This window comes from Microbulbifer sp. ABF4_148 (assembly GCF_056158985.1).
Genome location: NZ_JBSWUI010000001.1, coordinates 881,667 through 904,376, shown reverse-complemented (window position 1 = coordinate 904,376; position 22,710 = coordinate 881,667). Strand labels below are relative to the sequence as shown.

The window sequence follows — 22,710 nt, the reverse complement described above, 5'->3', positions numbered from 1 at the left end:
CCGCCATGTTGTACACCTCGCGCCTGTCCCGTTTTTTTACCGCCGTGACCCTCACTGGTCTCGCCGCTGCGTCCTGTGCGGAAGAAAACTTTCGCCAGGCACAAGATATGCGTTACGGCGCGGTGCTGTATGAGTATTTTCAGGGCAACAATTTTGAGGCCCTCACCCACCTGATGATTGCAGAGGATCGAGGCGGGATTCAGGTGCACGCCGATAATGCGGCGCTGATCGAAGGTGGTATCAGTCTGGGTTTTGGCCTGCATCAACGCGCTGCAGACCTGTTCAACCAACAGTTACAGCATCAGCAGGGAGATCCGCGCGCACTGGCCCGCTACCGCGAGATTGCCTGGCTGAAACTGGCAGAACTGAACTATCTGCAACAGGCATTCGAGCGTAGCGCCGAACAGCTGGCATTTTCCGGCGCTGAGGCAAAAAGTGATCTCGCCCTCAACCTCGCCCTGCAACTGAATCAGCTGGAACAAGCCGAGCAGTTACTGGCAGGCAAAGGGCCGGCCCTGGCCAGCTTGCCACTGGAACAACGCGTACTCGGCCATATCAATCTGGCCGCGGCCTACGCCCGCGCTCAAGCATTTGATGCTGCCGCGCGTCACTACCGACGCGGCAGCGCGCTGGTCGAGCAGGAGAGCGAGCCGGGCAGCGAACTGCTGATCCTACGCGACAAAGCGCATATCGGCAGGGGCTTTGTGCTGTCGCTACAGGGACAACATACCGAGGCCGTCGATGCCTTCCGGGGAGTGCGTCTCGACACACCATGGTCTGAGCGCGCCCTGCTGGGGCTCGGTTCCGCCGCCATCAGCGATGGCAATTTTGCCGTTGCCGTGGATGCCCTGCATTACCTGATCGAACAAAACCCACTGGCGCCTGCCGTACAGCAGGCCCTGATGGCACTGCCATATAGCTATGAACAACTGAATCGGCCGGGCACGGCGCTCGCCGGTTATCAGCGTGCGGAGGCCAGCTACCGGGTCACGCTGCAGCAACTGGCAGACCTGGATCAACAGGTCGCCGCAGCGCGCTTCGACCAGCAGGCACAGTCCGGCCAACAGCGCTACGGCTGGTTGCAGGCCGCCGACGCACCACAACCACTGAAAGATGGTGATCGCTACCTGCATCGTTTGCTCAACAGCGATCGCTTCCAGCTCAGGTTATCGGACCTGCGCGACCTGCATCAGCTCGGCCAAGTCCTGGACCGGTGGGAGGCGCGTACGCCACTATTCGGTCAGTTGATCGATGAGCGCGCGCAGCGACACCAGAACATTGTCGCCAGCTATACCAGCGCCCAGTATGACCAGCAGGTTGACCTCGCCCAGCGCCAGTTTGAACAGCTTCGCGATGGCCTCGAAGCGATTGAGACCAATAGGGACGCTCTCGCCTTAATGCGCAATCGCCAGGCCAGTGAAGAGGAAGAAGAAGGGCAGGCCCTGGCAGAATTGCTGGTGTTGCAGGAACGCGCCACAGCGACCATGGAAAAACTCGAAGGCAGCGGCAAAGTCCGTCCTTACCAGCGCACCCTGCTCGAGCGGGCGCGCGGCCTGCTGGCCTGGGAAGCTTCCCAGCAATACCACCAGAATCTCTGGCAACAGCAGAAATCCCTGCAAGCGCTGGAAAAGTCGCTGAATAAAGCCCTTTCCCAACAGCGCCAGGTCGACCGCATCGCGCAACAGGCACCGGAACTTGGCGTCCTGCGCGGTCGCGTCCAGGACGCGCTGCCGCGACTACGTGCCCAGCAGGAAACCATTACCCGTGCCAGTGCCGCCATCGAAGCCTCTATCCGCCGCGACTTGCGTGCCCAGTTGGCCACGGAGCGTGCGCGGGTTGAGCAGTTCAGCGCCTATGCCCGTCTCGCGATTGCACGACTGCAGGATGCCGCTTCCACGTCGCCGGCGCCTGTCCCGACAGTAGCGGATACGACTGAAACCAATACCGGTGTCGCAACGCAGGAGGGCATGCCATGAGCAGAAGAACGCTGCTCGCCATCGCCATCTGCAGTGCCGCCCTGTCCGGTTGTGGCCAACAGCCGACGACGCCCACACTGGCCGACTTGCCGCGGATCAACCTGCCGGAAGAGACCGCCGTCGAAATTCCACAGGTGGACGTCAACACCCTGTTACAAAATTACGAGCAGGCACTGAGCGGCCAGACCGATCCGATGCTGCGCCGACATATTGCATTGCGTCTCGCGGATCTTGAGATGGAGCGCCTGGAACAGCTCCAAGCGGATAACCCCGGACAGCAGGTGTCGTTCCAGGGCGCCATTGATCGCTACGAGGCTCTGGTTGGCGCGGGCTCCGATGACGACTATTTACTGTATCGCCTCGCGCGCGCCCGCTCGCTGCAGGGCGAAGCGGTCGAGTCCCTGGTGGCGCTGGAACAAATTGCCCGTGCCGCACCCGAATCGCCGTTTATGGCAGAGGTGCTTTTCCGCCGCGGTGAATCCTCCTTTAACCGACGCAATTACCGCGCGGCAGCAGCAGATTTTGAAGCGGTACTCGCCCACGGCGATTCACCCTTCGCTGACAATGCGCGCTATATGCTGGGCTGGTCGCGATTCAAGGATTCGGACTATCCGGGTGCTACCCGCTCTTTCCTGCAGCTGCTCGACACCCTCCACAGCAATGGCGCACCCGCGGAACAATCCGCAGGGGTGCAGCGCCTGACAGACGATAGCCTGCGGGGGCTGGCACTCGCCTTCAGCTATCAGGGCGGGGCGAAAGTCATTGAATCCTATAACCCGCACAACCAGCCGCGCCCCTACCAGCACCGGCTGTATGAATCGCTGGGTGACTGGTATCGCGAGAAAGAGCGCTTCCGCGAGAGTGCCAACACCTACCTGACCTATGTCGAGCAGTACCCACAGACCGAGCAGGCACCGCGGCTGCATCTGCGCGCGATTGAAACCCTGCAGGTAGCGGGCCTTGCCGAAGAAATCTTGCCGGCCAAACGGGAGTTTGTGCAGCGTTACGGTATCCGCGGGGCCTACTGGGGCAACGCCACCGACAGCCAGCGCCAGCAATTGGGCACCTGGTTGCGCCCGTGGATTATCGAACTGGCGCAATTTGACCACGCACGCGCGCAGGCCCTGCAAAAACAGAAAGCCCGTTCAAACCGCGAACGCAAAACGCTGGCAGACCAGGCACGCAGCGCGTTCTTCGATGCCGCAGCGCTGTATCGCGAATTTACCGAGTCGTTCCCGCAGGACAGCGAAACACCGGAAATGGCCTTCCTGATGGCAGAGTGCCTGGAACAGGGCGGCGATTTCGCCGGTGCCTGGCGTGCCTACCGCGATGTCGCCCGGACCTATCCACAGCATGCCCGGGGTGCCGAAGCCGGATACGCGGCGATCCTCAATGCACAGTCAATGGCTCGCCAGTTGCGGGGCAACCAGCTGGAGACCGAGCAGGCCATCCTCTGGCTGGATCGCAAGATCGAGGCCGGACTCTACTTTGCCGAAACCTGGCCCTCCGATAGCCGCGCGCTGGCAGTATTGATTGAGGCATCCGACCAGCTTTACCGTCAAAACCGGTACCCCGAGGCCATTGCCGCCGCCGGTCGCGCACTCGACTGGCAACCACCGGCGAGTCGCATCCAGCAGGAAAGCCTCAACCTGCTGCTGGGGCAAAGCCACTTTGAACTGAAACAGTTTGCCCAGGCCGAACAGGCCTACCAGCGGGTACTGGCCGACCCGGCTGCCAAGCCGAGCAATGCGCAAGTTGCCCGCCAGAAAATGCAGGCGGCAATTTATCGCCAGGCAGAGTTGGCGCTGGCCGCTGACATGAACGAGGATGGCATCCGTCACCTGTTGCGTATTCGCAACAGTGGCCGCAGCGAAATTGCGGCGACAGCACAGTACGACGCCATCAACAAATTAATTGAACTGGAACGGTGGCAGCGCGCAGCAGAGGAGATTACGGACTTCCGTCGTTTTTATGCCGCCCACAGCCTCACCCCAACCCTGGCGGCCAAAGCCGTGGTGATTTACCAGGCGCTGTCGATGCCTGGTGCCGCCGCCAGCGAATTGCTGCAACTGGCACGCACCGATGCGGATCCTCAGGTCCGCCGTCAGTCCCTGTATCTTGCCGCAGAAAGTTATCAACAGGCCGGCGATACCAAGCGCGCAATCGATACGTATCGCCAGTACAGTGAGCAGTGGCAGGAGCCCCGTGCGCAGCAACTGGAGGCACAGTTCCAGCTGGCCGAACTGTACAAGCAGAGCAACGATCCCGGACAGTACCGCTACTGGCTGACACAGCTGGCGGCAGCGCGCCCGGATACCGATCGCGCGCGCTACCTCGCGGCGTCCGCGCAAAGCACCCTGGCCGAGCAGAGCTACCAGGCGTTTGCCCGTATCCCGCTGAAGCTGCCGCTGAAGCAGAGCTTGGCCAGCAAGAAACGTGCGATGGATGCGACCGTCGCCGACTATCGCAAGGTCATTAAACTCGGTGTCGCCAAGTTCAGTACCCAGGCCAATTTCCGACTGGCCGAGGTGTACCGCCAGCTCAGTGGCGACCTGATGGACTCACAACGCCCGGCAGGCCTCAACGCACTGGAGCTGGAGCAATACGAAATTCTGCTGGAAGAGCAGGCCTATCCGTTTGAGGAAAAGGCCATCGAATTGCACGAGGCCAATATCCAGCGCACCAGTGACGGGATTTACGACAGCTGGGTGAAACAGTCTTTCCAGTCTCTCGCCAAGTTGTTGCCGGGACGTTACCTGAAAAATGAAAAAGTCACGGAGTGGAGCGATGCACTGCACTGATCCTGTTAACCGCTCCCGTCGTTTGAAGTCAGCCCTGCTGGTTGCGGCGGTGCTGCTGGCGAGCGCCTGTAGCCAACTGCCCAACACCGGCGAGGAAGTGCCTGTTGCCACGGATTCCGCAGAGGCGCTGACACCAAATCCCTATTTAGTGACCGCTGCCGATGTGCCTTCCGCGGCTCGCACTGCTCAGCAGCAGGCGCGTATGGCCTATGATGCGGGCGATCACAGTGGTGCATCGACGCAGTTACAAACCCTGGTACAGCAGTGGCCACAACTGTCGGGAGCCTGGCTGAACCTTGCCATTGTGCAACAGGCGCTGGGCGATGCCGATGCCGCCCAGGAGAGCCTGCGCTCCGCACTGGCCGCCAATGACAACAATGTGTTCGCATGGAATGCGCTCGCCGCGCTGCAACGGGATAGCGGTGCTTTTGCCGAAGCGGAAACCAGCTATCGCGCAGCGCTGGCACGCTGGCCTGACTATGCCGATGCCCACCGCAATCTGGGCATACTGCTCGACCTCTACCTGCACCGGCCTGAAGAGGCACTCGGGCACTATCGCAGGGCGCAGGCATTGCATCAGATTCATGACCCGGAACAAAAACCGGATCGACAATTGGCCGGCTGGATTGTCGACCTGGAGCGACGCTTATGATGCGTATCAACCGAGCCTTTTGCCGTCTCGCTGCAATAACCGCCCTGTATTCTGGCATGGCGAGTGCAGAGGAAGTGCTCAACCTCGAGTCCACGGTAATCGGTAGCCAGGAGCAGCCCAAGGTCCTGTACATCATCCCGTGGAAGCAGGCAGATAGCCTCGGGCGGGTGCAGGGCAATCTGCCCCAACTGGTTGGGGATGTGTTCCAGCATCAGGAGTACTCGGAGCTGCAACGGGAAATTCAACTGTTCGAGCAGCGCACCACCAAGCAGGATGCAACACAAAAAATAGACCCGTAGCGGACTCTCATCCCGCACCGGTTCACCGAATTAAAAACGACAACGACTTTCTGAATTGACACACTGACGAGACGCGGAGATTTATCATGGAATTCACTCAAGCGGTATTGCGCTTCTTCCAGACAGGCGGCCCCTTCATGTACCCGATCGCGCTGGTACTGGTTATCGGGCTGGTAATGGTTGTGGAGCGCTGGGTTTTCCTGACCCGTGCCAAGAGCGCCAATCGCAAGGCGTATGCGCAGCTGCTGCCAATGCTGCAAAAGCGCAACTACAACAGCGTACTGCAGCTGGCTCGCGAAAATAATGCCGCGATGGGCCGTATTGCCGCCGCTGGCATCGGTACCCTGCAGCATGCCAAACGCGATGAAAACATTGCGCTGGCGATCGAAGAGGGCATCCTCGAGGCGGTACCGCGCCTGGAAAAACGCACCAGCTACCTGGCAACCCTGGCCAACATCGCCACACTGTTGGGCCTGCTCGGTACCATTATGGGTCTAATCGCTGCGTTTACTGCGGTAGCCAATGCGGATCCTTCCGAAAAGGCGTCCATGCTGTCTTCCAGTATTTCCGTGGCGATGAACACCACCGCCTTCGGCCTGATCTCTGCGATTCCGCTGCTGCTGGCTTACTCCATGCTGCAGAACAAGACCAATGAAATCGTTGATAGCCTGCAAATGGCCGGGGTGAAATTCCTCAACCTGCTGTCCATGGGACGTGCAGCAATGATGGAACAGCGCGCAGCAAAAAGCTGACGGGGCCGCACCCATGCTGAAATTGAATAAGCTGCGGCGCAGTACTACGGATACGGATCTCGACATCACCTCTTTTATGAGCCTGATGATCATCCTGGTTCCGGTACTGTTGCTGAACATGGTGTTCTCGCACATCTCTGTACTGAAACTGAACCTCCCCGGTCTCAGTGACGGCGCCCCCAGCACGGAAGAGAACCGTCAGCTGGAAGTTGTCCTGCGCGGTGAGTTTATCGACATCAATTACCCGTCCGGCATCCGCGTCAAGCGCATCGACCATGTCGATGGCGCGCCGGATTTTGATCAGATGTCTATCGTGCTGCAGGAAGTGAAACGACAGTTGAAGGAAAAATCGATCGACAAGAGCGATATCCTGATCCTGTCCGAGAAGAACACCCCGTATAAAACGTTGGTCAGTGCCATGGACACCGCGCGGAGTTATCGCGCCGTCGTGGCCGCGTCGGTGGTAGATGCAGAGTTATTTCCGCAGATCTCACTGGGCGACGCCGCTGAACCACCAACCAGTGTAGCGGGGCGATAATATGCTGAATGCCAGTGCCAAGTTGCAGGCGCGCAAGGCGCGCCAGAAGAAGCAAGAGAGCAAACTGAATCTGGTATCGCTCATGGACATTTTCACCATCCTGGTCTTTTTCCTGCTGGTGAACTCCTCCGATGTAGAAGTTTTGCAGAGCGACAAAACCATCAAACTGCCCGAGTCCACCTCGACCGAAAAACCCCGTGTCACCACGGTGGTACGGGTGAACGGGGAAACCCTATTCGTGGGCAACCGACCAATCGCGACCATCGACAGCCTCGATCTCTCTGCGGAGGAGATTGCCCCGCTGCGAGCGGAACTGGACTACCTGGCCGAACGGGCAGCACCGCTGTCCGAGCGCCAGAAAGAAACCGGCCGCGCGATCACCATCATGGGTGACGAGCATGTGCCCTATGCGGTACTCAAGCAAATCATGCGTACCTGTGCGGCGGCAGACTTCCGCGATATCTCATTTGCCGTCAGCCAGACTCCGCCCGTCGACCCCGAGGAGGCCGGCAGTTAAATGACCACAGCAACCGCAAAGCGGCCGCTGTGGCCGCAAATAGAGACTGACCTGCCCTGGGCATCTGCCGAGGCAGAGGACGCCCGTTTCCGCAAATTGCTGAAATGGGGCATGGGTACCTTCTGCGCATTGGGCATTATCATTACGCTGGTGCCCGTTCCCGAGCTGACCCGCGAGCAGGCGGAACGCATTCCGCCACAACTGGCCAAGGTCATTCTGGAGAAAAAGGAGCTGCCCAAGCCGCCGCCTCCGAAGGTGCAGAAACCCAAGCCGAAGGAAAAGAAACCCGAGCCGAAAAAACCGGAACCCAAGAAGCAGCCGGACAAGCCGAAGCCCGTCGAACTCAAGAAACCGGAACCGGCAAAGGTAAAACTCGCCCGCGAAAAAGCCTCCCGTAGCGGCCTGATGGCCATGCAGGATGATCTGGCCGCGATGCGGGATAGCTTTGATGTAGCCGAAGTCAGCAAGCCCGTAACGACCAGTGCCGCGGCGACCGCGCAGAAAGTGGACCGCTCGGTGATTGCCGATCGCTCGCGTACCAGCAGTGGTGGCGTGTCGGACAGCAACCTGAGTCGCGATACCGCCGGCGCGCAACTCGCGGGCCGTCGCGCAACGGAAGTTCAGAGCAGTGCCGCGGAAGGTGCAGCCCAGGCGGTTGCCAGCACGGCGCGGCGCGAAACTTCCAGTCGCGGGGAAGCGTCTATTCGCAGTGTAATGGAGAGCAACAAGGGCGCGATTTATGCGATTTACAACCGCGCCCTGCGTCGCGATCCTACCCTGCAAGGCAAGGTCACCGTTCAGCTGGTGATTGAACCGGACGGCAGCATCTCGAATATCAAAATTGTCAGCAGCGAACTGGAGTCACCGGCTCTGGAAAGCAAACTGCTCGCGCGTATCCGCCTGATCAATTTTGGTTCGGCGAACGTGGAGAGAGCAACGCTGAATTATTCGATCGACTTCCTGCCTTCTTGATTCGCCACTCAATTTGAGTGACTGCAGAAAAAACGGCCACGCTAGATAGCGTGGCCGTTTTGTTTGCGGCGATAAAAATTTCGCTCAATTCAGGTCCGCAGCGTACTGGCGCAATACCGCCAGCGGTACAATTTCCAGCGCGCGGACATGGGTACGCTGAAGAAACACGCGCGGGGCCATATCCGCCTGCTGTGCCTCCAGCCAGCGCTGCGCACACAGACACCAGCGGTCGCCGGGATTGAGCCCCGGGAACCCGTATTCTTCTACCGGCGTAGACAGATCATTACCGCGGCCGCGGGAAAAGTTCAGAAATTCCGCAGTGACCTCTACGCAGACTGTATGGGAGCCATAATCCTGACTACAGGTATTGCAGTAGCTATCGCGAAAAAAACCGGTCAGTGGATCACTGCTGCAGGGCACCAGTGGGTCACCGAACACGTTGACTGATTTATCCATTTCCATTGTGAGACTCCTCCGTATCTGACTGCTCCGCCGCGGTCACCCACTCCAGGTCCACCAGGCGCCAGCGCATACCCTGCCGCGCCAGGGTCGCGCGCAATTCTACACTGCGATTGCCACCATATTCCGCCACCACTTCATCGAGCGCGACAAACTGCCAGTGGTGACGATGCCAGTCGGTGCGGGCACCACTGCCATCGGTCCCCGGCACCAGTGAGGGATCGATTTGCCCCAATTCGCGCTCCAGCTCATCCATCAGGGAGCGCAAGCCGGAACCGCCGCGCAAGACATCGGCAACCCCATCCGGCGTTACCAGCTGGCGCAGGATCGGTGTCAGGAACAGGTTACTGCCCGCGACAAACAACTCATCGAGCTCTTGCGGCAGCATGTTACCCATCGACATGCGCAGATCGGCCTGCATTCGGTGCGCAACATTATCCCGCAGCACCGGAAAATCCACCCACTGCTTCAGCCGCGTGGTACTTCTGTCCTGCGCCGCATGCTCAAGCTGCCCAATGGCGTAGTACGGCAGGGCCAGATAGGCACCCGCTGCCAACAGCAACACAAACAGTACAGAAAATAGCCAGCGCGTCATATACCAAGGTCCCGCAACAGAAATCCGGCCGAGCTGGCCTTTCCGGCTGGCAGTTTATCCTGCTCCATCGGAAAAACTGAAATTTGGGGCCACTTGTGATGCCGCGTAATGGCGCATGATTGTTCGCACTGGGGCTCTGTGAGATATTTGACTGCTGGAATCTGGGCTTGCAGGAAGAGGCCTGTCCCGGCCATTTCCGCTGTCCCAACAAGCAATAATGAACAAGGATTAGACAATGAGTGATATCTACAAGGCCCCAGAAGCCAAGCTGACCGGCGAAGATGCCGAAGGCAAAGGCGATTTTGGCTCTATCGAGAAGGGTCTTGCTGGTGACTATGACGCCTCCATTGGAAACATCATCAGCGAAGCATGGTCTTTGACCAAGGGAAATAAGGGTACCATCTGGCTCGGACTGATTCTTTTCGTCGTGGCCTATCTGGCAATCGCCTATATTGCTGGCGTAATTACCGGCTACGACCCGTTTGACCTGGAAGCAGCTGCATCCGCAGGCTACTCCGCCTCTTCACTGCTGCATCAGCTCATTGTGACCGTTGCGATCGCACCACTGAGCGCCGGCCTCATGATGATCGGCGTCAAAGCTGCTCGTCAGGAGCAAGTTTCTCCAACCGAAGTTTTTGCACATTTCGATAAAATGTTGCCGCTGGTACTCGGCACTGTGCTGGTAAACATTCTGGTCGGCCTGGGCTTTCTGCTGTTGATCTTGCCCGGCGTTTATCTGGCCGTATCCTATATGCTGGCCATCCCGGTCATTGCCGACAAAGGCGTGGGCGCATGGAAAGCCATGGAGATTTCTCGTAAAGGCTTGACCAAACATTGGTTCAGCATCTTTGGCTTACTGATCGTTCTGTTGTTGATCTATATCGTTGCCGCCCTGCCGCTGCTGATTGGCCTGATTTGGGCTATTCCTCTAGCACTGATTACCATCGGCGTTCTGTACCGTCGTGCATTTGGCGCAGGCCCGGAAGAAGCCGGCGAAGCCGCCGTCGCTTAATCTTCCTACTTGACCCCGGGGGTCCGATGCTCGATACCACGTATTATGTCGAAACCCCTGAGGGTATTGATCTGCGCGCACAGGCCGCCGGGCCTGTGCCGCGCATCCTTGCCTACGCCATTGATCTTTTTTATCGCACCCTCATCCTGATCGCACTGGCCATCGGCTTGAGTTTCGCCGACGAGGCTGGCACCGGTGTCTGGCTCGTGTGCGCGTTTCTGCTCGAGTGGTTTTACCCGGTTTTTTTTGAAGTACTCCGCAATGGGCAAACCCCCGGCAAAAAAGCATTTGGACTGATGGTCATCAATAGCAATTTGACCCCGGCCACCTGGGGATCTTCTTTACTACGCAACCTGCTGCGATTTGCGGACTTCCTGCCATTTTTCTATGCCAGTGGCATTATCAGTATGACCATGAGCCGCCAGTTCCAGCGCCTGGGTGATATTGCCGCAGGCACCATGGTGGTCTATCAACCACAAAAAAACCGCAACATGCACCTCCCCAACGTTGCGCCAAAGGCTCCGCCACGTGGGCTGCAGCTGGAAGACCAGCGAGCCATCATCAGTCTCACCGAGCGCCATAACGACCTGAGCGAAGCCCGCCAGGGCGAGCTGGCAGACCTGCTGCAACCGGTGACGGGTAAATCCGGGCAATCTGCCGTACAACACCTGCGCGCGATTGGCCGCTGGCTGCTGGGGGGCTGACGTCATGCGACAGGGAGATTTTGAACAGCGCTATGCGGACAGCTGGGCCAGGCTCGATGACTGGCTTCAGCAAAAGCCGACGCGCCGCGACGACAATGATGCGCCAACGTTCGACCTGCCGGCGGAATACCGCAGCCTGTGCCAGCAACTGGCCATGGCCAAGGAGCGCCAGTACACCAGCGCCCTGGTGGAAAAGCTCAATCGCCTGGTGCTGTCCGCTCACCACCGGCTCTATCGTCAGCGCGGCCTGCGCAGCAATACCTGGTTCTGGTATCTGTTGGCGGGTTTCCCGCGCGCAGTACGCGCCCAGTCTACCTACGTGTGGATCGCGACGGCCCTGTTCCTGGTACCGGGATTGCTGTTTGGTCTGGCCGCGTATTTTGACGATGCGATTATTTATGCCGTGATGTCACCGGAGCAGGTCAACAATTTTGAATCGATGTATGACCCGAGCAATCGGGTTCTGGGCCGCGAACGCGATGCGGGTACCGACCTGCAGATGTTCGGACATTACATCCGCAACAATATCGGCATTGCCTTCCGCACCTTCGCCGGCGGGGTGGCTTTTGGACTGGGATCGATCTTTTTCCTGGTGTTTAACGGTGTAGTGATCGGTGCGGTGTTCGGGCATATCACCCGGGTCGGGTTCATTTCGACTTTCTATTCCTTTGTGGCAGGCCACGGCGCCTTTGAACTGACCGCCATTGTGCTGGCCGGTGCTGCCGGACTGATGCTCGGCCACTCGCTGGTGGATCCGCGCGGACATACCCGGGTTACCGCCCTGCGCATTGCCGCCGGTGAGGCGATGAAGATTATGTACGGCGTGTTCCTGATGCTGGTGGTCGCTGCCTTTATCGAGGCGTTCTGGTCCTCGACAACCGGGTTCGAGCCCATGGTCAAATATGCAGTCGGCGGCACCTTGTGGGTACTGGTAATCGGCTATTTTGTCCTGGCTGGCCGCGGAGAGGTGCGCCGTGCAGCTTGATCAACTCGCTATCAATGCCCGTCTGCGCTCACCGTGGGAATCGATCGATCTCGGCATCGCGCTTGCCCGTCGCCTGTGGCTGCCACTGTTTATCGTGTGGCTATTGCCTGCCCTGTTGGTGCTCGGTCTGACGTACTGGTTCTGGTGGGAATCGCCGCTCTGGTCGATGTTGCTGGTGTGGTGGCTGAAGCCTGTCTACGACCGCCTGCCACTGTTTGTTGCCAGCCGGGCGCTCTTTGGAGAAAAAATCTCTGCGGGTACGGCGCTGCGCCAGTTCTTCGCACAGAATCGCCGCGACTGGTTTGCCTGGCTGACCTGGCGTCGACTGAGCCCCACCCGTGCTTTCGATATGCCGCTCACCATGCTTGAACAAAGCTCCGGTAGCGCGCGCTCCGCACGACTGGGCGTCCTGCATCGCAATCATGCCAACGCTGCGACCTGGCTCACCCTGACTGCGGTTCATATTGAGCTGTTCCTGTCGTTCGGCTTCGCCGGCCTGGTGCTGATGATGATCCCCGAACAGGTCGAATTGAGCTGGGCGCTGTTTATCGAACAGGAAACCACCCTGGCATGGATCGGCAACCTGGTTTCGGTATTGGTCCTGGCCGCGGTCGGCCCCTTCTACGTCTGTGCCGGCTTTATGCTGTATATCGGCCGGCGTATCGAACTGGAAGGCTGGGATATCGAAATTCAGTTTCGCCGCCTGCTCGCCCGACGCGAGCAGCAGGAATCCCGCAGCCGTCGCGCACCCACTGGTGCCGTGCTGGCATTGCTGGCAGCACTGCTGACCGGCTTGGGCAGCACACCCGCGCCGGCCGTCGCCCAGGAGACAGTACCGGCGGAAACTGCCGGTGAGACCCTGCAGCGGGAACCCGCCGGCGGCCCTGTCCTGTCGCCGCAAGACGCTCGTGACCGTATCGATCAAGTTCTCGCGAGTGATGCGTTCCACCGCACTGAGATGACCAGTGGCTGGCGCCTGAAAGAGGCAGAGGATTCCGAGGATCTTGAGCGCATTCCCGATTGGCTTATCTGGCTACTCGACTGGCTGGCGAGCGACAACAATCCCGCGGAAACTGGAGACAGCTTTGGCTGGAGCAGTGTGATCGGCGCCCTGCTGGAGCTGCTGCTGTGGATCGCCCTGATTGGCCTGGTAGTTTACGGACTGTGGCGCTACCGGGAGCCGCTGATCAACAGCTTGCGCTGGCGCAAAACCCAAAAAACGGTACGCCAGGCTCCGGAAACCCTGTTTGGACTCGATGTGCGTACCGAAACCCTGCCAGAAGATATCTGTGCAGAGGTCATGGCCCTGTGGCGCGACGGCGAGCAGCGCGCAAGCGTTGGTCTCTTGTATCGTGCGACGCTGGCGCATTTGATCGAGCACTTCGGATTCCACTTCGGCGATCACCTGACCGAAAGCGAATGCGCCAGCCTGGTCAAACATCGCGCTGCACAGCAGGAGCCACCCGCGATCGAACTCGCCAGTTTTGTCCATCGCCTGACCGGCACCTGGCAACAGTTGGCGTATGCGCACAGGCCGCCCAGCGGCTCGCAATTGCAAACCCTGTGCGATCAATGGCAGGAGGTGTTCACCGATGAGCGCTAAACGCATCGCCATTGGCCTGGCCGGCGTCTTCGTGGTCGCTGCCGGCGCAGCGTTTTTCACCTTTTTCGAGCGTTACTCCGAAGAGGTCGACCTGGGCTGGAGCCCGGAGGCCCAACGCAATCCGTTCCTTGCCGCCGAACAATTCCTGCAGGACTCGTCCATCGCCACCCGGCGCGCCGACAATATTTCCGTTGTCGCGGAGCTGGGGCCGGAAGACACCCTGCTGCTGGCCAGCTCCCGTCAGGTGTATAACAGCGATCGTGTGGATGAGCTGCTGGCCTGGGTATCGAGCGGTGGTCATGCCATCGTGATCGCGCAAAACACCTTCGACGACGAGCGCGACTGGCTACTCGAAACCCTCGATACCACTGTGGTGAAGGGCGACGGCATCGTCGAGTTTGAAGGCATGCTGAAAGACTTGCTGGGGGATGAGTTTGAGCTCGATGAAGAACCCAAGTCTGCGGGCGAACTGGCCAGGGAATACAATCGACGTCTCGACGAAAGGGCCAAATCGGAGAATGTTGCGGAAGCAGCCAGTAGCGACGAGCCGGCGACACAGCCACGTGAGCCGGACGTAGACGCCGAAGACCTGGTGACCCTAAGCGATCACAGTGAACGGGATTACGTTCTGCACTTCAATCCCCGCCATCTGTTGTGGCACCCGACGTTCGACGACGAGCAGGCAGCATTCGAGCCAACGTACTGGACCACCATCGAAAGCCAGGACAATGGCGTTCCGCTGCTGCAATTCGAACACGGCGAAGGTCTTGTCACGCTGATGGCCGACCAGAAGCTCTGGCAGTCAGAGCGTATTGGCCAGTTCGACCACGCCTACTTTCTCTGGGAGATGGCGTCTTACGGTGAGTTTGTATTGATCACCCGGCCCCATTTTGCTTCGCTGGGCGAACTCGCCAACCGCTACGTGCGCGAATTTTTGCTCGCCGGCGGTATCTGCCTGCTGGCCTGGTTGTTGCTCCGCTCGCGCCGCTTCGGCCCCACCAGGCCAACTCCGGAGACCGGACGCCGCTCCCTGACTGAACATATATCCGCCAGTGGACAGTATTACTGGCGCAGTGACCACTGCGCGGATGCGCTGCGCAGTATCACCGAACCGCTACTTCGCCGACTCGGCCTGCACAGCCATGCGCTGGCGAACGACGCCGACAATGGGAAACGCAGCCAGATCTGCCGACGCCTGTCGGCACTCACCGGTATCAAAGAAACGACCATCGCCGAATCGCTCTGGGGTCCCGCACCCGAGTCCGAGGAAGCGTTCACTGAACGAATGCGCAATCTGCAGCGAATCGAGGCAGCCTTATGAACGACGTCACCGACACCCAAGCCGCACCGACCACACGCCAAGTGAGCGAAGAACACTGGCAGGCTGCAGCGGCAAAACTTCAGCAGCTCCGCGATACCATCAACCAGATGCTGATCGGCCAGGAAGCGGTGGTCGACCAGGTTGTCATCTCCCTGCTGGCATCCGGCCACGTCCTGCTGGAAGGCGTTCCGGGACTCGGTAAAACCCTGCTGGTGCGCGCGCTGGCGAATTGCTTCGGCGGAGAGTTCCGGCGCATCCAGTTTACCGCCGACCTGATGCCGGCGGACGTCACCGGACATGCCATTTTCAACATGGCAGAAAGCCGCTTCGAAGTGCGACGTGGACCGGTCTTCACCAACCTGCTGCTGGCGGACGAAATCAACCGGGCGCCGGCCAAAACCCAGGCGGCTCTGCTCGAGGTCATGCAGGAGCGCCAGGTCACCATCGACGGTGAGGCGCAGGCAGTGCCCCAACCATTTATGGTGTTGGCAACCCAGAACCCGGTGGAGCAGGAGGGCACCTATCCGCTGCCCGAGGCGGAACTCGACCGCTTCCTGTTGAAAGTCCTGATCGATTTCCCCAGCCACAGTGCGGAATTGCAGCTGGCGGATGCCGCGAGCGCCGGCAGGATCGAAGCGCGGCTGGAAAGTGACGCCAAGGCCCTGTTGAGCATCGATGCCCTGTGCACACTGCAGGCGCTGGTGCCCCGGGTGTCGCTCGATCAGCAGGTACTCGATTATGCGGTGCGGCTGGTCCGTGCGACGCGCGAGAGTGCGCAGCTGCGGCGCGCCGCAGGACCGCGCGCAAGTATCGGGCTGGTTCAGGCGGCGCGTGCCCACGCACTGCTCGCTGGACGCAGTTTCGTCCTGCCGGACGATGTCAAAAGCATGGCGATTCCCGTGATGCGCCACCGTATCGGCCTGTCGCCGGATATGGAAATTGATGGCGAAACACCGGACAGCGTACTCGCACAAATCATTGAGTCCGTGGAGGCGCCGCGCCTGTGATGCGCCTGCCGCTGCGACCCAGCGCACGCCTGGTGCGCGTGCTAGGAATCTGGTGCTTCTCGGCACTGGCAATCAGTGCGTCACGTGTCTGGTGGTCGGACGGCGCCGACATGATGGCGACGCTCTGGTGGCTGAGTGGTGCACTCCTGCTGACCGCAGCACTGCTGGACGGGTTAACCGGGGCACGCGTACGCGGCCTGGACGGACAGCGGCAGCTACCCGGCAACCTCGCGCTGGGGGTCGAGAACCAGGTTGACCTGCGCATCGAAAACAACGGGCCGCGCGCACTCGGCCTCTGGCTTCACGATGCCTACCCGGCGCAACTAGCCACCAGCGATCTGCCGCTGCGTCTCGCATTGCAGCCCGGGCAGCATGCGGACGTGCAGTATGCGGTCACGCCACACCGTCGCGGACCGGCACAGTTCGGCGCCATTGAAGTGCTGGCGGACTCGCCGTGGGGGCTTTGGCAGCGACAGATGCACATTGGCAGCGCTCAGACGGTCAAGGTCTACCCGAATTTCCTCGGTATTTCCTCCCTGCAGGCGCTCAGCACCGAGCAGAGCCTGCGCTATCTGGGTCTTCACCAGCAGCAGCGGCGCGGCGAGGGCATGGACTTCCGCGAACTGCGGGAATACCGCCGCGGCGACAGCCAGCGACAAGTCGACTGGCGTGCCAGTGCGCGCATGCGCAAACTGATCAGCCGGGAATACCAGGACGAGCGCGATCAGGAAATTATCTACATGCTCGACTGTGGCCGCCGGATGCGGGCTCGGGACGGAGACCTGAGCCATTTCGACCACGCGCTCAATGCACTGCTGCTGTCGGCCTATGTCGCGGTAAAGCAGGGTGATGCCGTCGGCTTGCAGGCCTTTGCGCGGGGTGTGGGTGCCGAGGGAGGTACGTTAGCGCCGGTTAAGGGAGAGGGCAGTATCAACCTGTTGCTGAACCATGTGTACGACCTGCACTCCGGTACCGCACACAGTGATTTCAGCGGCGCGGCACAACAACTCATGGCCCACCACCCGCGGCGTTCCCTGATCATTATGGTGACCAACGTACGGGACGAGGACAGCGATGAATTGCTCGCAGCGGTGCAATTGATGTCACGGCGCCATCTGGTGCTGGTGGCCTGCCTGCGGGAAACCGCGATCGACCGTGCGGCGGAGCAGCCGGTGAAGGACTTTGACGGCGCCCTGGATGTGGCGGCCGCACGAGATTTCAGCCGCCGTCGCAGTCGTCTCCTGCAACATTTGAGCGCGCGTAATGTAGAAGTGGTGGATGCCCCACCAACGCAGCTACACAATGCGTTGGTGGAGAGTTACTGGCGCCTGAAACGCAGTGGCCGGATCTAACAGCGAACCGTCAGTAGGTGGAACCAAAGCGATAGGCAAAGTTCACCGTCAGTGAACGCAGGTGGCCCATGTCGAAATCGCCCACGCGCCCGGCATCGTTGTAATTGTATTCCACCGAGGTATCGAACTTGTTGGTCCAGCGATAGCGATAGCCCACCCCGGCATTCCAGTAATTGTCATTGCCGTCATAATCCACAATCAGGCGGAGGTCGTTCCGACGTACGCTGTAGACATCGAACTCGGCGTAATTCCAGCCAGCCATCCAGTACAGGCACTGCACTTCACAGTTGAGCGTGAAGTCCACTTTGAAGTTCACCCCGTACTGGTCAATATCGATCCCTTCGTCTTCGAATTTGGAATAGCGCAGCTCCGCTTGCCACACACCCAGCGCGGGTGAAATGCCAATGCTGGCGTATCCGAACGTATCGTTATCCCGGTTGATCTGCAGTTCGCCAGTCCCGACGCCAAGGGTGCCCACCACCTGGTACTCGCCCAGGCAAATCTGCTCAATCGGGTTATTCCACTGCGCAACCACCGGCACCGCGGCAGACATCATGATGAATGCCAACAGAATTTTTTTCATAACCACCTTCCTTGGAAATTCAACTTCGCCGCGCAGCGCGGGAATCCACCCACGCCACGCATCACCAACAACCGGATTCAATCTGGGTCAGGATGAAAACTGCGAGGATTCAACGTCAATAATCGCCCATCGCCCGCCCTCGAACGCGGGATTTTTTTTCAGCAGATCGATATCTGTGGGAACGGGAGGCTCTTCACCCGCCGCTTGCAAATCTTCCAGACGTTGCAAGATCGTCGACGCCATTTTTTGCAGAGTCTCGTCGAGGGTTTCTGCATGGCACTGGCAGTGTGGCAGGTCCGGTGCAATGGCACCGTAGCCGGCATACTCGATATTGTGGACGACCACCGGATAGCGCATCGGAAGTTACTCTTATTAGGTGAACTCCCAAAGGGTAGACGGGTTTACTTTTTTTGCGGGACGATTGGCGTGGAAAAATCGGCGTGCGTACGGCGGAGAGAAATCCCATCCATCGTCATCAGCGCGGGATACGTCCGAGCATTGCGCGGCGACAGAAGATCATTTCCCGATAGGTTTGTACCAAAGACATATCCAACGAAGAACCCGAGCTACGCACTTCCTCAAGCTGCCGCTGTAGCCAGCGTATTTCTTCCTGTAACTGCTCCCGCAGTCGCCGGGTTTCAGAATGATCGATATTGACGTGCGAACGGGCGGGCGCCTGAGAAGGGGAACGGGACTGATTTGCCATCAAGGTACCTCGGGCATGAACATCTCGGGCCAGACGGGTTGTCGCACCGGCCCCAGAGTTCAGTCTAGCCCAGGTTACCTATTGCGCTCAGGCGTTGAGCAGCGCCTTCCAGTCATAGGAAGGATCGCCAATCACGTAGAAAAACGGATTGAGCAACGAGTCCTTCTGGTTGTAACGCAGCAGTTCAAACTGGTCATCAACCACAATGCCACCGGCTGCCTCGACCACGGCCTGCGCCGCAGCGGTGTCCCACTCACAAGTGGGCGCCAGGCGTGGATACAGATCTGCGGCGCCTTCGGCCACCAGGCACAACTTCAACGAACTGCCCATGTTTTTCAGACCGGTCTGCCCCAGCGTGCTCTCAATACGCGACAGCAGGGCATCGACTGCGCCCGCTCCATGACTGCGGCTCGCCACCAGTTCCACCGGCTCACCGGATGCCAGCCGCGGCGCCATGGCTCGCACCTGAATGGCGGATTCACCTTCCGCAGTGCGCTTGAACGCACCGAGTCCTTTGCAACCGGCATAGGTGATATCCAGCACCGGCACATGCACAACACCGAGTACCGGCTCGCCGTTTTCGATCAATGCGACGTTGACCGTGAACTCGCCATTGCGACGGATGAATTCCTTGGTGCCATCCAGCGGGTCAATGATCCAGTAACGCTGCCACTGGCTGCGCTGTTCAAATGCCGGCATGGCATCTTCTTCGGACAAGACCGGGACCCCGTCGATCAGCTTGGCGAGCGCGGGTGCCAGGATCGCGTGGGCGGCCAGATCAGCCGCGGTCACCGGAGAGTCGTCGGCCTTGGTGTCCACCTCAAGTTCGGCATTCTGGTGATACACCTCGAGGATCGCTTCCCCGGCCGTTTTGGATATGCTGATGACGCTTTCGAGAAGTTCCTTATCCATAAATCCCCCTAATTCTTAAGGGGGAGGATTATACGCCGCTAGCGTGACAGCGCCATGGCCACGGGCACGGGAATGCCCGCCGCCAGAGCGAATTCCGCGACAGGATCAGGCGAGGAAGAGGTCTTCGATGGAGAGATAGCGCTCACCGGTATCGTAACTGAATACCAGCACACGGCTGCCCGCCGGCATATCGTGCTCAACCAGCTTGACCGCAGCCAGACTGGCGCCCGACGAAATACCCACGAAAATTCCCTCTTTGAGTGCACACTGGCGCGCCATTTCAAAGCTGTCCTCTTCAGAAACCTGCACGGTACCGTCGAGACATTCGCGATCCAGAATGTCGGGAACAAACCCGGCACCAATACCCTGCAGGCGATGCAGTCCTTTCTCGCAACCGCTGATCACCGCAGATTTTTCCGGCTCTACTGCCAGTACTTTGAGTTCGGGAAAATCTTCTTTGAGCCGCTGCGCGCACCCGGTGATATGCCCACCGGTACCAACGCCCGTGATCATGTAATCGAGCCCCTCGGGGAAATCCTCCAGAATCTCCCTGGCGGTTATCTGGCGATGGACGCTGACATTGGCAGGGTTCTGGAACTGCTGCGGCATCCAGGTATTGTCGTGCTGGGACATCAGCTCCTCGGCGCGCGCGATGGCGCCCGGCATGCCCTTCTCCTTGGGGGTCAGCTCCAGCTCTGCGCCCATGGCTTTCATGATCTTGCGGCGCTCCACCGACATGGATTCCGGCATCACCAGGATCAACCGGTAACCACGAACCGCGGCGACCATCGCAAGGCCGATACCGGTGTTGCCCGAGGTCGGCTCGATAATCACACCGCCGGGCTGCAGGGCACCGCTCTTTTCCGCTGCATCGACCATGGAAACCGCGATGCGGTCCTTGATACTGCTGCCGGGGTTGAAGCGCTCTACCTTCATCCAGACTTCGATATCATCACGGAACAGGCGATTGAGCCGCACATGCGGGGTATTACCAATGGTGTCGAGAATATTGTTGGCTTTCATGGACCGAGCTCTCCCTGTTGTTCGGTGCGGAATATTGGATGATCACAAGCCCCGGCGGCGCAGTTGTTATACTGGCGGTCAGTTTGCCTTTGGCAGCCGAGCAGTCCTTACAAATACAAGAAATTCGCGAGAAACGCCATGACGCACAACACGGCAGACGCCACCCCCATCCGAGAGAATGAAGCGCGCGCCACTAGTAGGCACCTATCAACGCATCTGGGGCTGCCGCTGTTCGCCGCGCTGGCGCTGGCCTACATCGCGCTGGACCTGATCGGCATCTCTGGACCGGCCATGGCGACCCTGAAAGCGGCCCCGATCGCTGTGCTCGGCTGGCTGGCACTGCGCCTCTTGCAGGGCGCGACACGCACCCTGGCGCTGGTCGCCCTGCTGTTTTCTGCACTGGGCGATATTCTGCTGGCCACCCCCTTCCACAACCATTTTGTCTTTGGCCTGGGGGCCTTCCTGGTCGCCCAGCTGGTGTATGCGATCAATTTCCTCAGCCGTGCCGACTTTCGCACGGTTCGGTTTGGCCTGCGCGGACTGCCCATCATTCTGGCCGCCGTGGGTCTCGCCCAGATGCTGTTGCCCGCCGCCGGCGAACTCGCACCGGCGGTAGGCGCCTACCTCATGGCGATCTTGACCATGGCACTGGCCGCCGCGGCGCATCGGGGGCGCTCCGGGCTCCTGCTGGCAGGCGCCCTGTGCTTTATGCTGAGCGACGCGCTGATCGGCGTGAACCGGTTCCTCGCCCCGGTCCCGCTGGCAGGTACCGCGATCATGGTGACCTACTATCTCGCCCAGCTGATGCTGCTGTACGGGCTGCGCCGCGCGCGGGCATAATAGCCACCCCCGCACTCCCCCGAGGTTACCGCCAACATGCTGGACTGGCACAAAGTCGACACGGTGATGCTGGACATGGACGGCACCCTGCTCGACCTGCATTACGACAATCACTTCTGGTTTACCCATCTGCCGCAGCGCTATGCGGAGACCCACGGCCTGTCACTGGCGGAAGCCGAGGTGCAGCTCAAGGAGCAAATCGACGCGCGCCGCGGTACCCTCGAGTGGTACTGCCTGAACTTCTGGTCACAGGAGCTCGGTCTGGATATCCCCGCCGTACTGCGGGAGATCGAGGATCGCATCGCCCTGCGCCCGCAGACCCAGGCATTCCTGGAGGCCCTGCACCAGCTCGAGAAACACGTACTGCTGGTGACCAATGCACACCCGACCGGGCTCGAGCACAAACTGGAAAAGACCGGTATCGACCGCTGGATGCACGGGGTGATTTCCTCACACGACCTGCAGCACGCCAAGGAAAGCGCGTTTTTCTGGGAGGCCCTGCAGGAAACCGTGCAGTTTGACCCCCAGCGCACCCTGTTTGTCGACGACAACCAGCAGGTGCTGTCGGCCGCCAGGGACTTTGGCATTGCCCACCTGGTCTGTATTCGACAGCCCGACAGCCGCAAGCCGCCGCGCGACATCGGCGACTTCCTGGCAATTCACCACTTCGAAGAGCTGCTGGCGCTGTGATCTCCTGATGGACAAGGTACGTATCGACAAGTGGCTGTGGGCCGCACGGTTCTATAAGACCCGCAGCATCGCCAAGCAGGCGATCGAAGGCGGCAAAGTACACCTGGACGGCCAGCGCGTGAAAGCCAGTAAGGAAATCACGACCGGACTGACCCTGACGTTGCGCCAGGGGTGGGACCAGCTCGAAGTCGAGGTGCTGGCCCTCTCCGACCAGCGGCGCGGTGCCGACATCGCGCGCACCCTGTACCGTGAAACCGAGGCCAGCCAGGCCCGGCGGGAGCGCGAGGCGGCCGAACGCAAGGCCAGCCATGCTGGCATCCACAGCGAGCGCCCCAACAAGAAGCAGCGACGCCAGATTCATCGCTTCCTGCGCGAGGGTGGCGACAACGACTGAACCGGTGCAGCCTGCGG

The 22,710-nt window shown here is 59.9% G+C and carries 25 protein-coding genes; 18 read left to right on the top strand and 7 right to left on the bottom strand.

The features are described from left to right. The first annotated feature begins 5 nt into the window (after window positions 1–5). The 8 genes from ACXAD0_RS03975 (at window position 6) to ACXAD0_RS03940 (ending at window position 8,507) form a co-directional block, all read left to right on the top strand. Entirely contained in the window at window positions 6–1,976 is a 1,971-nt protein-coding gene (locus ACXAD0_RS03975) for a tetratricopeptide repeat protein (protein WP_475087055.1), read from the top strand. Continuing rightward, on the top strand, window positions 1,973–4,777 hold the full coding sequence (locus ACXAD0_RS03970) for a tetratricopeptide repeat protein (protein ID WP_475087054.1): 2,805 nt from the start codon (window positions 1,973–1,975) through the stop codon (window positions 4,775–4,777). The genes ACXAD0_RS03975 and ACXAD0_RS03970 overlap by 4 nt, the downstream gene beginning before the upstream one ends. Then, window positions 4,764–5,429 carry a tetratricopeptide repeat protein gene (locus ACXAD0_RS03965; RefSeq protein ID WP_475087053.1) on the top strand — a complete coding sequence of 222 codons (666 nt, stop codon included), beginning with the start codon at window positions 4,764–4,766 and terminating at the stop codon, window positions 5,427–5,429. The genes ACXAD0_RS03970 and ACXAD0_RS03965 overlap by 14 nt, the downstream gene beginning before the upstream one ends. Further along, on the top strand, window positions 5,426–5,728 hold the full coding sequence (locus tag ACXAD0_RS03960) for a hypothetical protein (RefSeq protein ID WP_475087052.1): 303 nt from the start codon (window positions 5,426–5,428) through the stop codon (window positions 5,726–5,728). The genes ACXAD0_RS03965 and ACXAD0_RS03960 overlap by 4 nt, the downstream gene beginning before the upstream one ends. Before the next feature lie 86 nt (window positions 5,729–5,814). Further along, window positions 5,815–6,480: a MotA/TolQ/ExbB proton channel family protein gene (locus ACXAD0_RS03955; protein ID WP_475087051.1), complete on the top strand. Its 666-nt coding sequence runs from the start codon at window positions 5,815–5,817 to the stop codon at window positions 6,478–6,480. A gap of 13 nt (window positions 6,481–6,493) precedes the next feature. After that, complete coding sequence (locus ACXAD0_RS03950) at window positions 6,494–7,018, top strand: ExbD/TolR family protein (protein WP_475087050.1); 525 nt, start codon at window positions 6,494–6,496, stop codon at window positions 7,016–7,018. A gap of 1 nt (window position 7,019) precedes the next feature. Next, window positions 7,020–7,535 carry an ExbD/TolR family protein gene (locus tag ACXAD0_RS03945; RefSeq protein ID WP_475087049.1) on the top strand — a complete coding sequence of 172 codons (516 nt, stop codon included), beginning with the start codon at window positions 7,020–7,022 and terminating at the stop codon, window positions 7,533–7,535. Further along, on the top strand, window positions 7,536–8,507 hold the full coding sequence (locus ACXAD0_RS03940) for an AgmX/PglI C-terminal domain-containing protein (RefSeq protein WP_475087048.1): 972 nt from the start codon (window positions 7,536–7,538) through the stop codon (window positions 8,505–8,507). It begins immediately after the preceding gene. Between the two features lie 84 nt (window positions 8,508–8,591). On the opposite strand, the gene ACXAD0_RS03935 is transcribed toward ACXAD0_RS03940, so the two are convergent. Further along, window positions 8,592–8,969, bottom strand: a complete 378-nt coding sequence (locus tag ACXAD0_RS03935) for a DUF2237 family protein (protein WP_475087047.1) — start codon at window positions 8,967–8,969, stop codon at window positions 8,592–8,594. Further along, the gene (locus ACXAD0_RS03930) at window positions 8,956–9,561 is read right to left on the bottom strand and encodes a DUF2939 domain-containing protein (protein WP_475087046.1); all 606 of its coding nucleotides are present in this window, start codon (window positions 9,559–9,561) and stop codon (window positions 8,956–8,958) included. The genes ACXAD0_RS03935 and ACXAD0_RS03930 overlap by 14 nt, the downstream gene beginning before the upstream one ends. Before the next feature lie 235 nt (window positions 9,562–9,796). On the opposite strand from ACXAD0_RS03930, the gene ACXAD0_RS03925 reads away from it, so the two are divergent. From ACXAD0_RS03925 to ACXAD0_RS03895, 7 genes are read left to right on the top strand one after another with little or no spacing between them, the layout of a single operon-like run. Further along, window positions 9,797–10,573 (top strand): hypothetical protein, encoded by a 777-nt coding sequence (locus tag ACXAD0_RS03925; RefSeq protein ID WP_475087045.1) that lies wholly within the window; start codon window positions 9,797–9,799, stop codon window positions 10,571–10,573. Between the two features lie 26 nt (window positions 10,574–10,599). Further along, entirely contained in the window at window positions 10,600–11,277 is a 678-nt protein-coding gene (locus ACXAD0_RS03920) for an RDD family protein (protein WP_475087044.1), read from the top strand. A 4-nt stretch (window positions 11,278–11,281) separates the two neighbouring features. Next, the gene (locus ACXAD0_RS03915; protein WP_475087043.1) at window positions 11,282–12,262 is read left to right on the top strand and encodes a stage II sporulation protein M; all 981 of its coding nucleotides are present in this window, start codon (window positions 11,282–11,284) and stop codon (window positions 12,260–12,262) included. Further along, window positions 12,252–13,865, top strand: coding sequence for a DUF4129 domain-containing protein (locus tag ACXAD0_RS03910; protein WP_475087042.1), 1,614 nt, complete (start codon window positions 12,252–12,254; stop codon window positions 13,863–13,865). Before ACXAD0_RS03915 ends, ACXAD0_RS03910 begins: the two co-directional genes overlap by 11 nt. Beyond that, complete coding sequence (locus ACXAD0_RS03905; protein ID WP_475087041.1) at window positions 13,855–15,186, top strand: DUF4350 domain-containing protein; 1,332 nt, start codon at window positions 13,855–13,857, stop codon at window positions 15,184–15,186. The genes ACXAD0_RS03910 and ACXAD0_RS03905 overlap by 11 nt, the downstream gene beginning before the upstream one ends. Continuing rightward, entirely contained in the window at window positions 15,183–16,193 is a 1,011-nt protein-coding gene (locus ACXAD0_RS03900; protein WP_475087040.1) for an AAA family ATPase, read from the top strand. The genes ACXAD0_RS03905 and ACXAD0_RS03900 overlap by 4 nt, the downstream gene beginning before the upstream one ends. Continuing rightward, the gene (locus ACXAD0_RS03895) at window positions 16,193–17,545 is read left to right on the top strand and encodes a DUF58 domain-containing protein (RefSeq protein ID WP_475090302.1); all 1,353 of its coding nucleotides are present in this window, start codon (window positions 16,193–16,195) and stop codon (window positions 17,543–17,545) included. Before ACXAD0_RS03900 ends, ACXAD0_RS03895 begins: the two co-directional genes overlap by 1 nt. Before the next feature lie 10 nt (window positions 17,546–17,555). Here ACXAD0_RS03895 and ACXAD0_RS03890 read toward each other — a convergent pair whose 3' ends face one another. The 5 genes from ACXAD0_RS03890 to cysK form a co-directional block, all read right to left on the bottom strand. Beyond that, complete coding sequence (locus ACXAD0_RS03890; protein WP_475087039.1) at window positions 17,556–18,128, bottom strand: outer membrane beta-barrel protein; 573 nt, start codon at window positions 18,126–18,128, stop codon at window positions 17,556–17,558. A gap of 87 nt (window positions 18,129–18,215) precedes the next feature. Beyond that, on the bottom strand, window positions 18,216–18,485 hold the full coding sequence (locus tag ACXAD0_RS03885; RefSeq protein WP_475087038.1) for a type II toxin-antitoxin system HicB family antitoxin: 270 nt from the start codon (window positions 18,483–18,485) through the stop codon (window positions 18,216–18,218). Between the two features lie 118 nt (window positions 18,486–18,603). Further along, complete coding sequence (locus ACXAD0_RS03880) at window positions 18,604–18,834, bottom strand: hypothetical protein (protein ID WP_475087037.1); 231 nt, start codon at window positions 18,832–18,834, stop codon at window positions 18,604–18,606. An 87-nt stretch (window positions 18,835–18,921) separates the two neighbouring features. After that, the gene (gene cysQ, locus ACXAD0_RS03875) at window positions 18,922–19,746 is read right to left on the bottom strand and encodes a 3'(2'),5'-bisphosphate nucleotidase CysQ (RefSeq protein ID WP_475087036.1); all 825 of its coding nucleotides are present in this window, start codon (window positions 19,744–19,746) and stop codon (window positions 18,922–18,924) included. 105 nt (window positions 19,747–19,851) lie between these two features. Further along, entirely contained in the window at window positions 19,852–20,769 is a 918-nt protein-coding gene (gene cysK / locus ACXAD0_RS03870; protein ID WP_475087035.1) for a cysteine synthase A, read from the bottom strand. A 138-nt stretch (window positions 20,770–20,907) separates the two neighbouring features. Between cysK and ACXAD0_RS03865 the strand changes: the two genes are divergently transcribed. Genes ACXAD0_RS03865 through ACXAD0_RS03855 form a run of 3 tightly spaced genes read left to right on the top strand, consistent with a single transcriptional unit; the run spans window position 20,908 to window position 22,693 of the window. Next, entirely contained in the window at window positions 20,908–21,609 is a 702-nt protein-coding gene (locus ACXAD0_RS03865) for a lysoplasmalogenase (protein WP_475087034.1), read from the top strand. Between the two features lie 36 nt (window positions 21,610–21,645). Next, window positions 21,646–22,299 carry a GMP/IMP nucleotidase gene (gene yrfG, locus ACXAD0_RS03860; RefSeq protein WP_475087033.1) on the top strand — a complete coding sequence of 218 codons (654 nt, stop codon included), beginning with the start codon at window positions 21,646–21,648 and terminating at the stop codon, window positions 22,297–22,299. Window positions 22,300–22,306: 7 nt separating this feature from the next. Next, window positions 22,307–22,693 carry an RNA-binding S4 domain-containing protein gene (locus ACXAD0_RS03855; RefSeq protein WP_475087032.1) on the top strand — a complete coding sequence of 129 codons (387 nt, stop codon included), beginning with the start codon at window positions 22,307–22,309 and terminating at the stop codon, window positions 22,691–22,693. Window positions 22,694–22,710 lie beyond the last annotated feature (17 nt).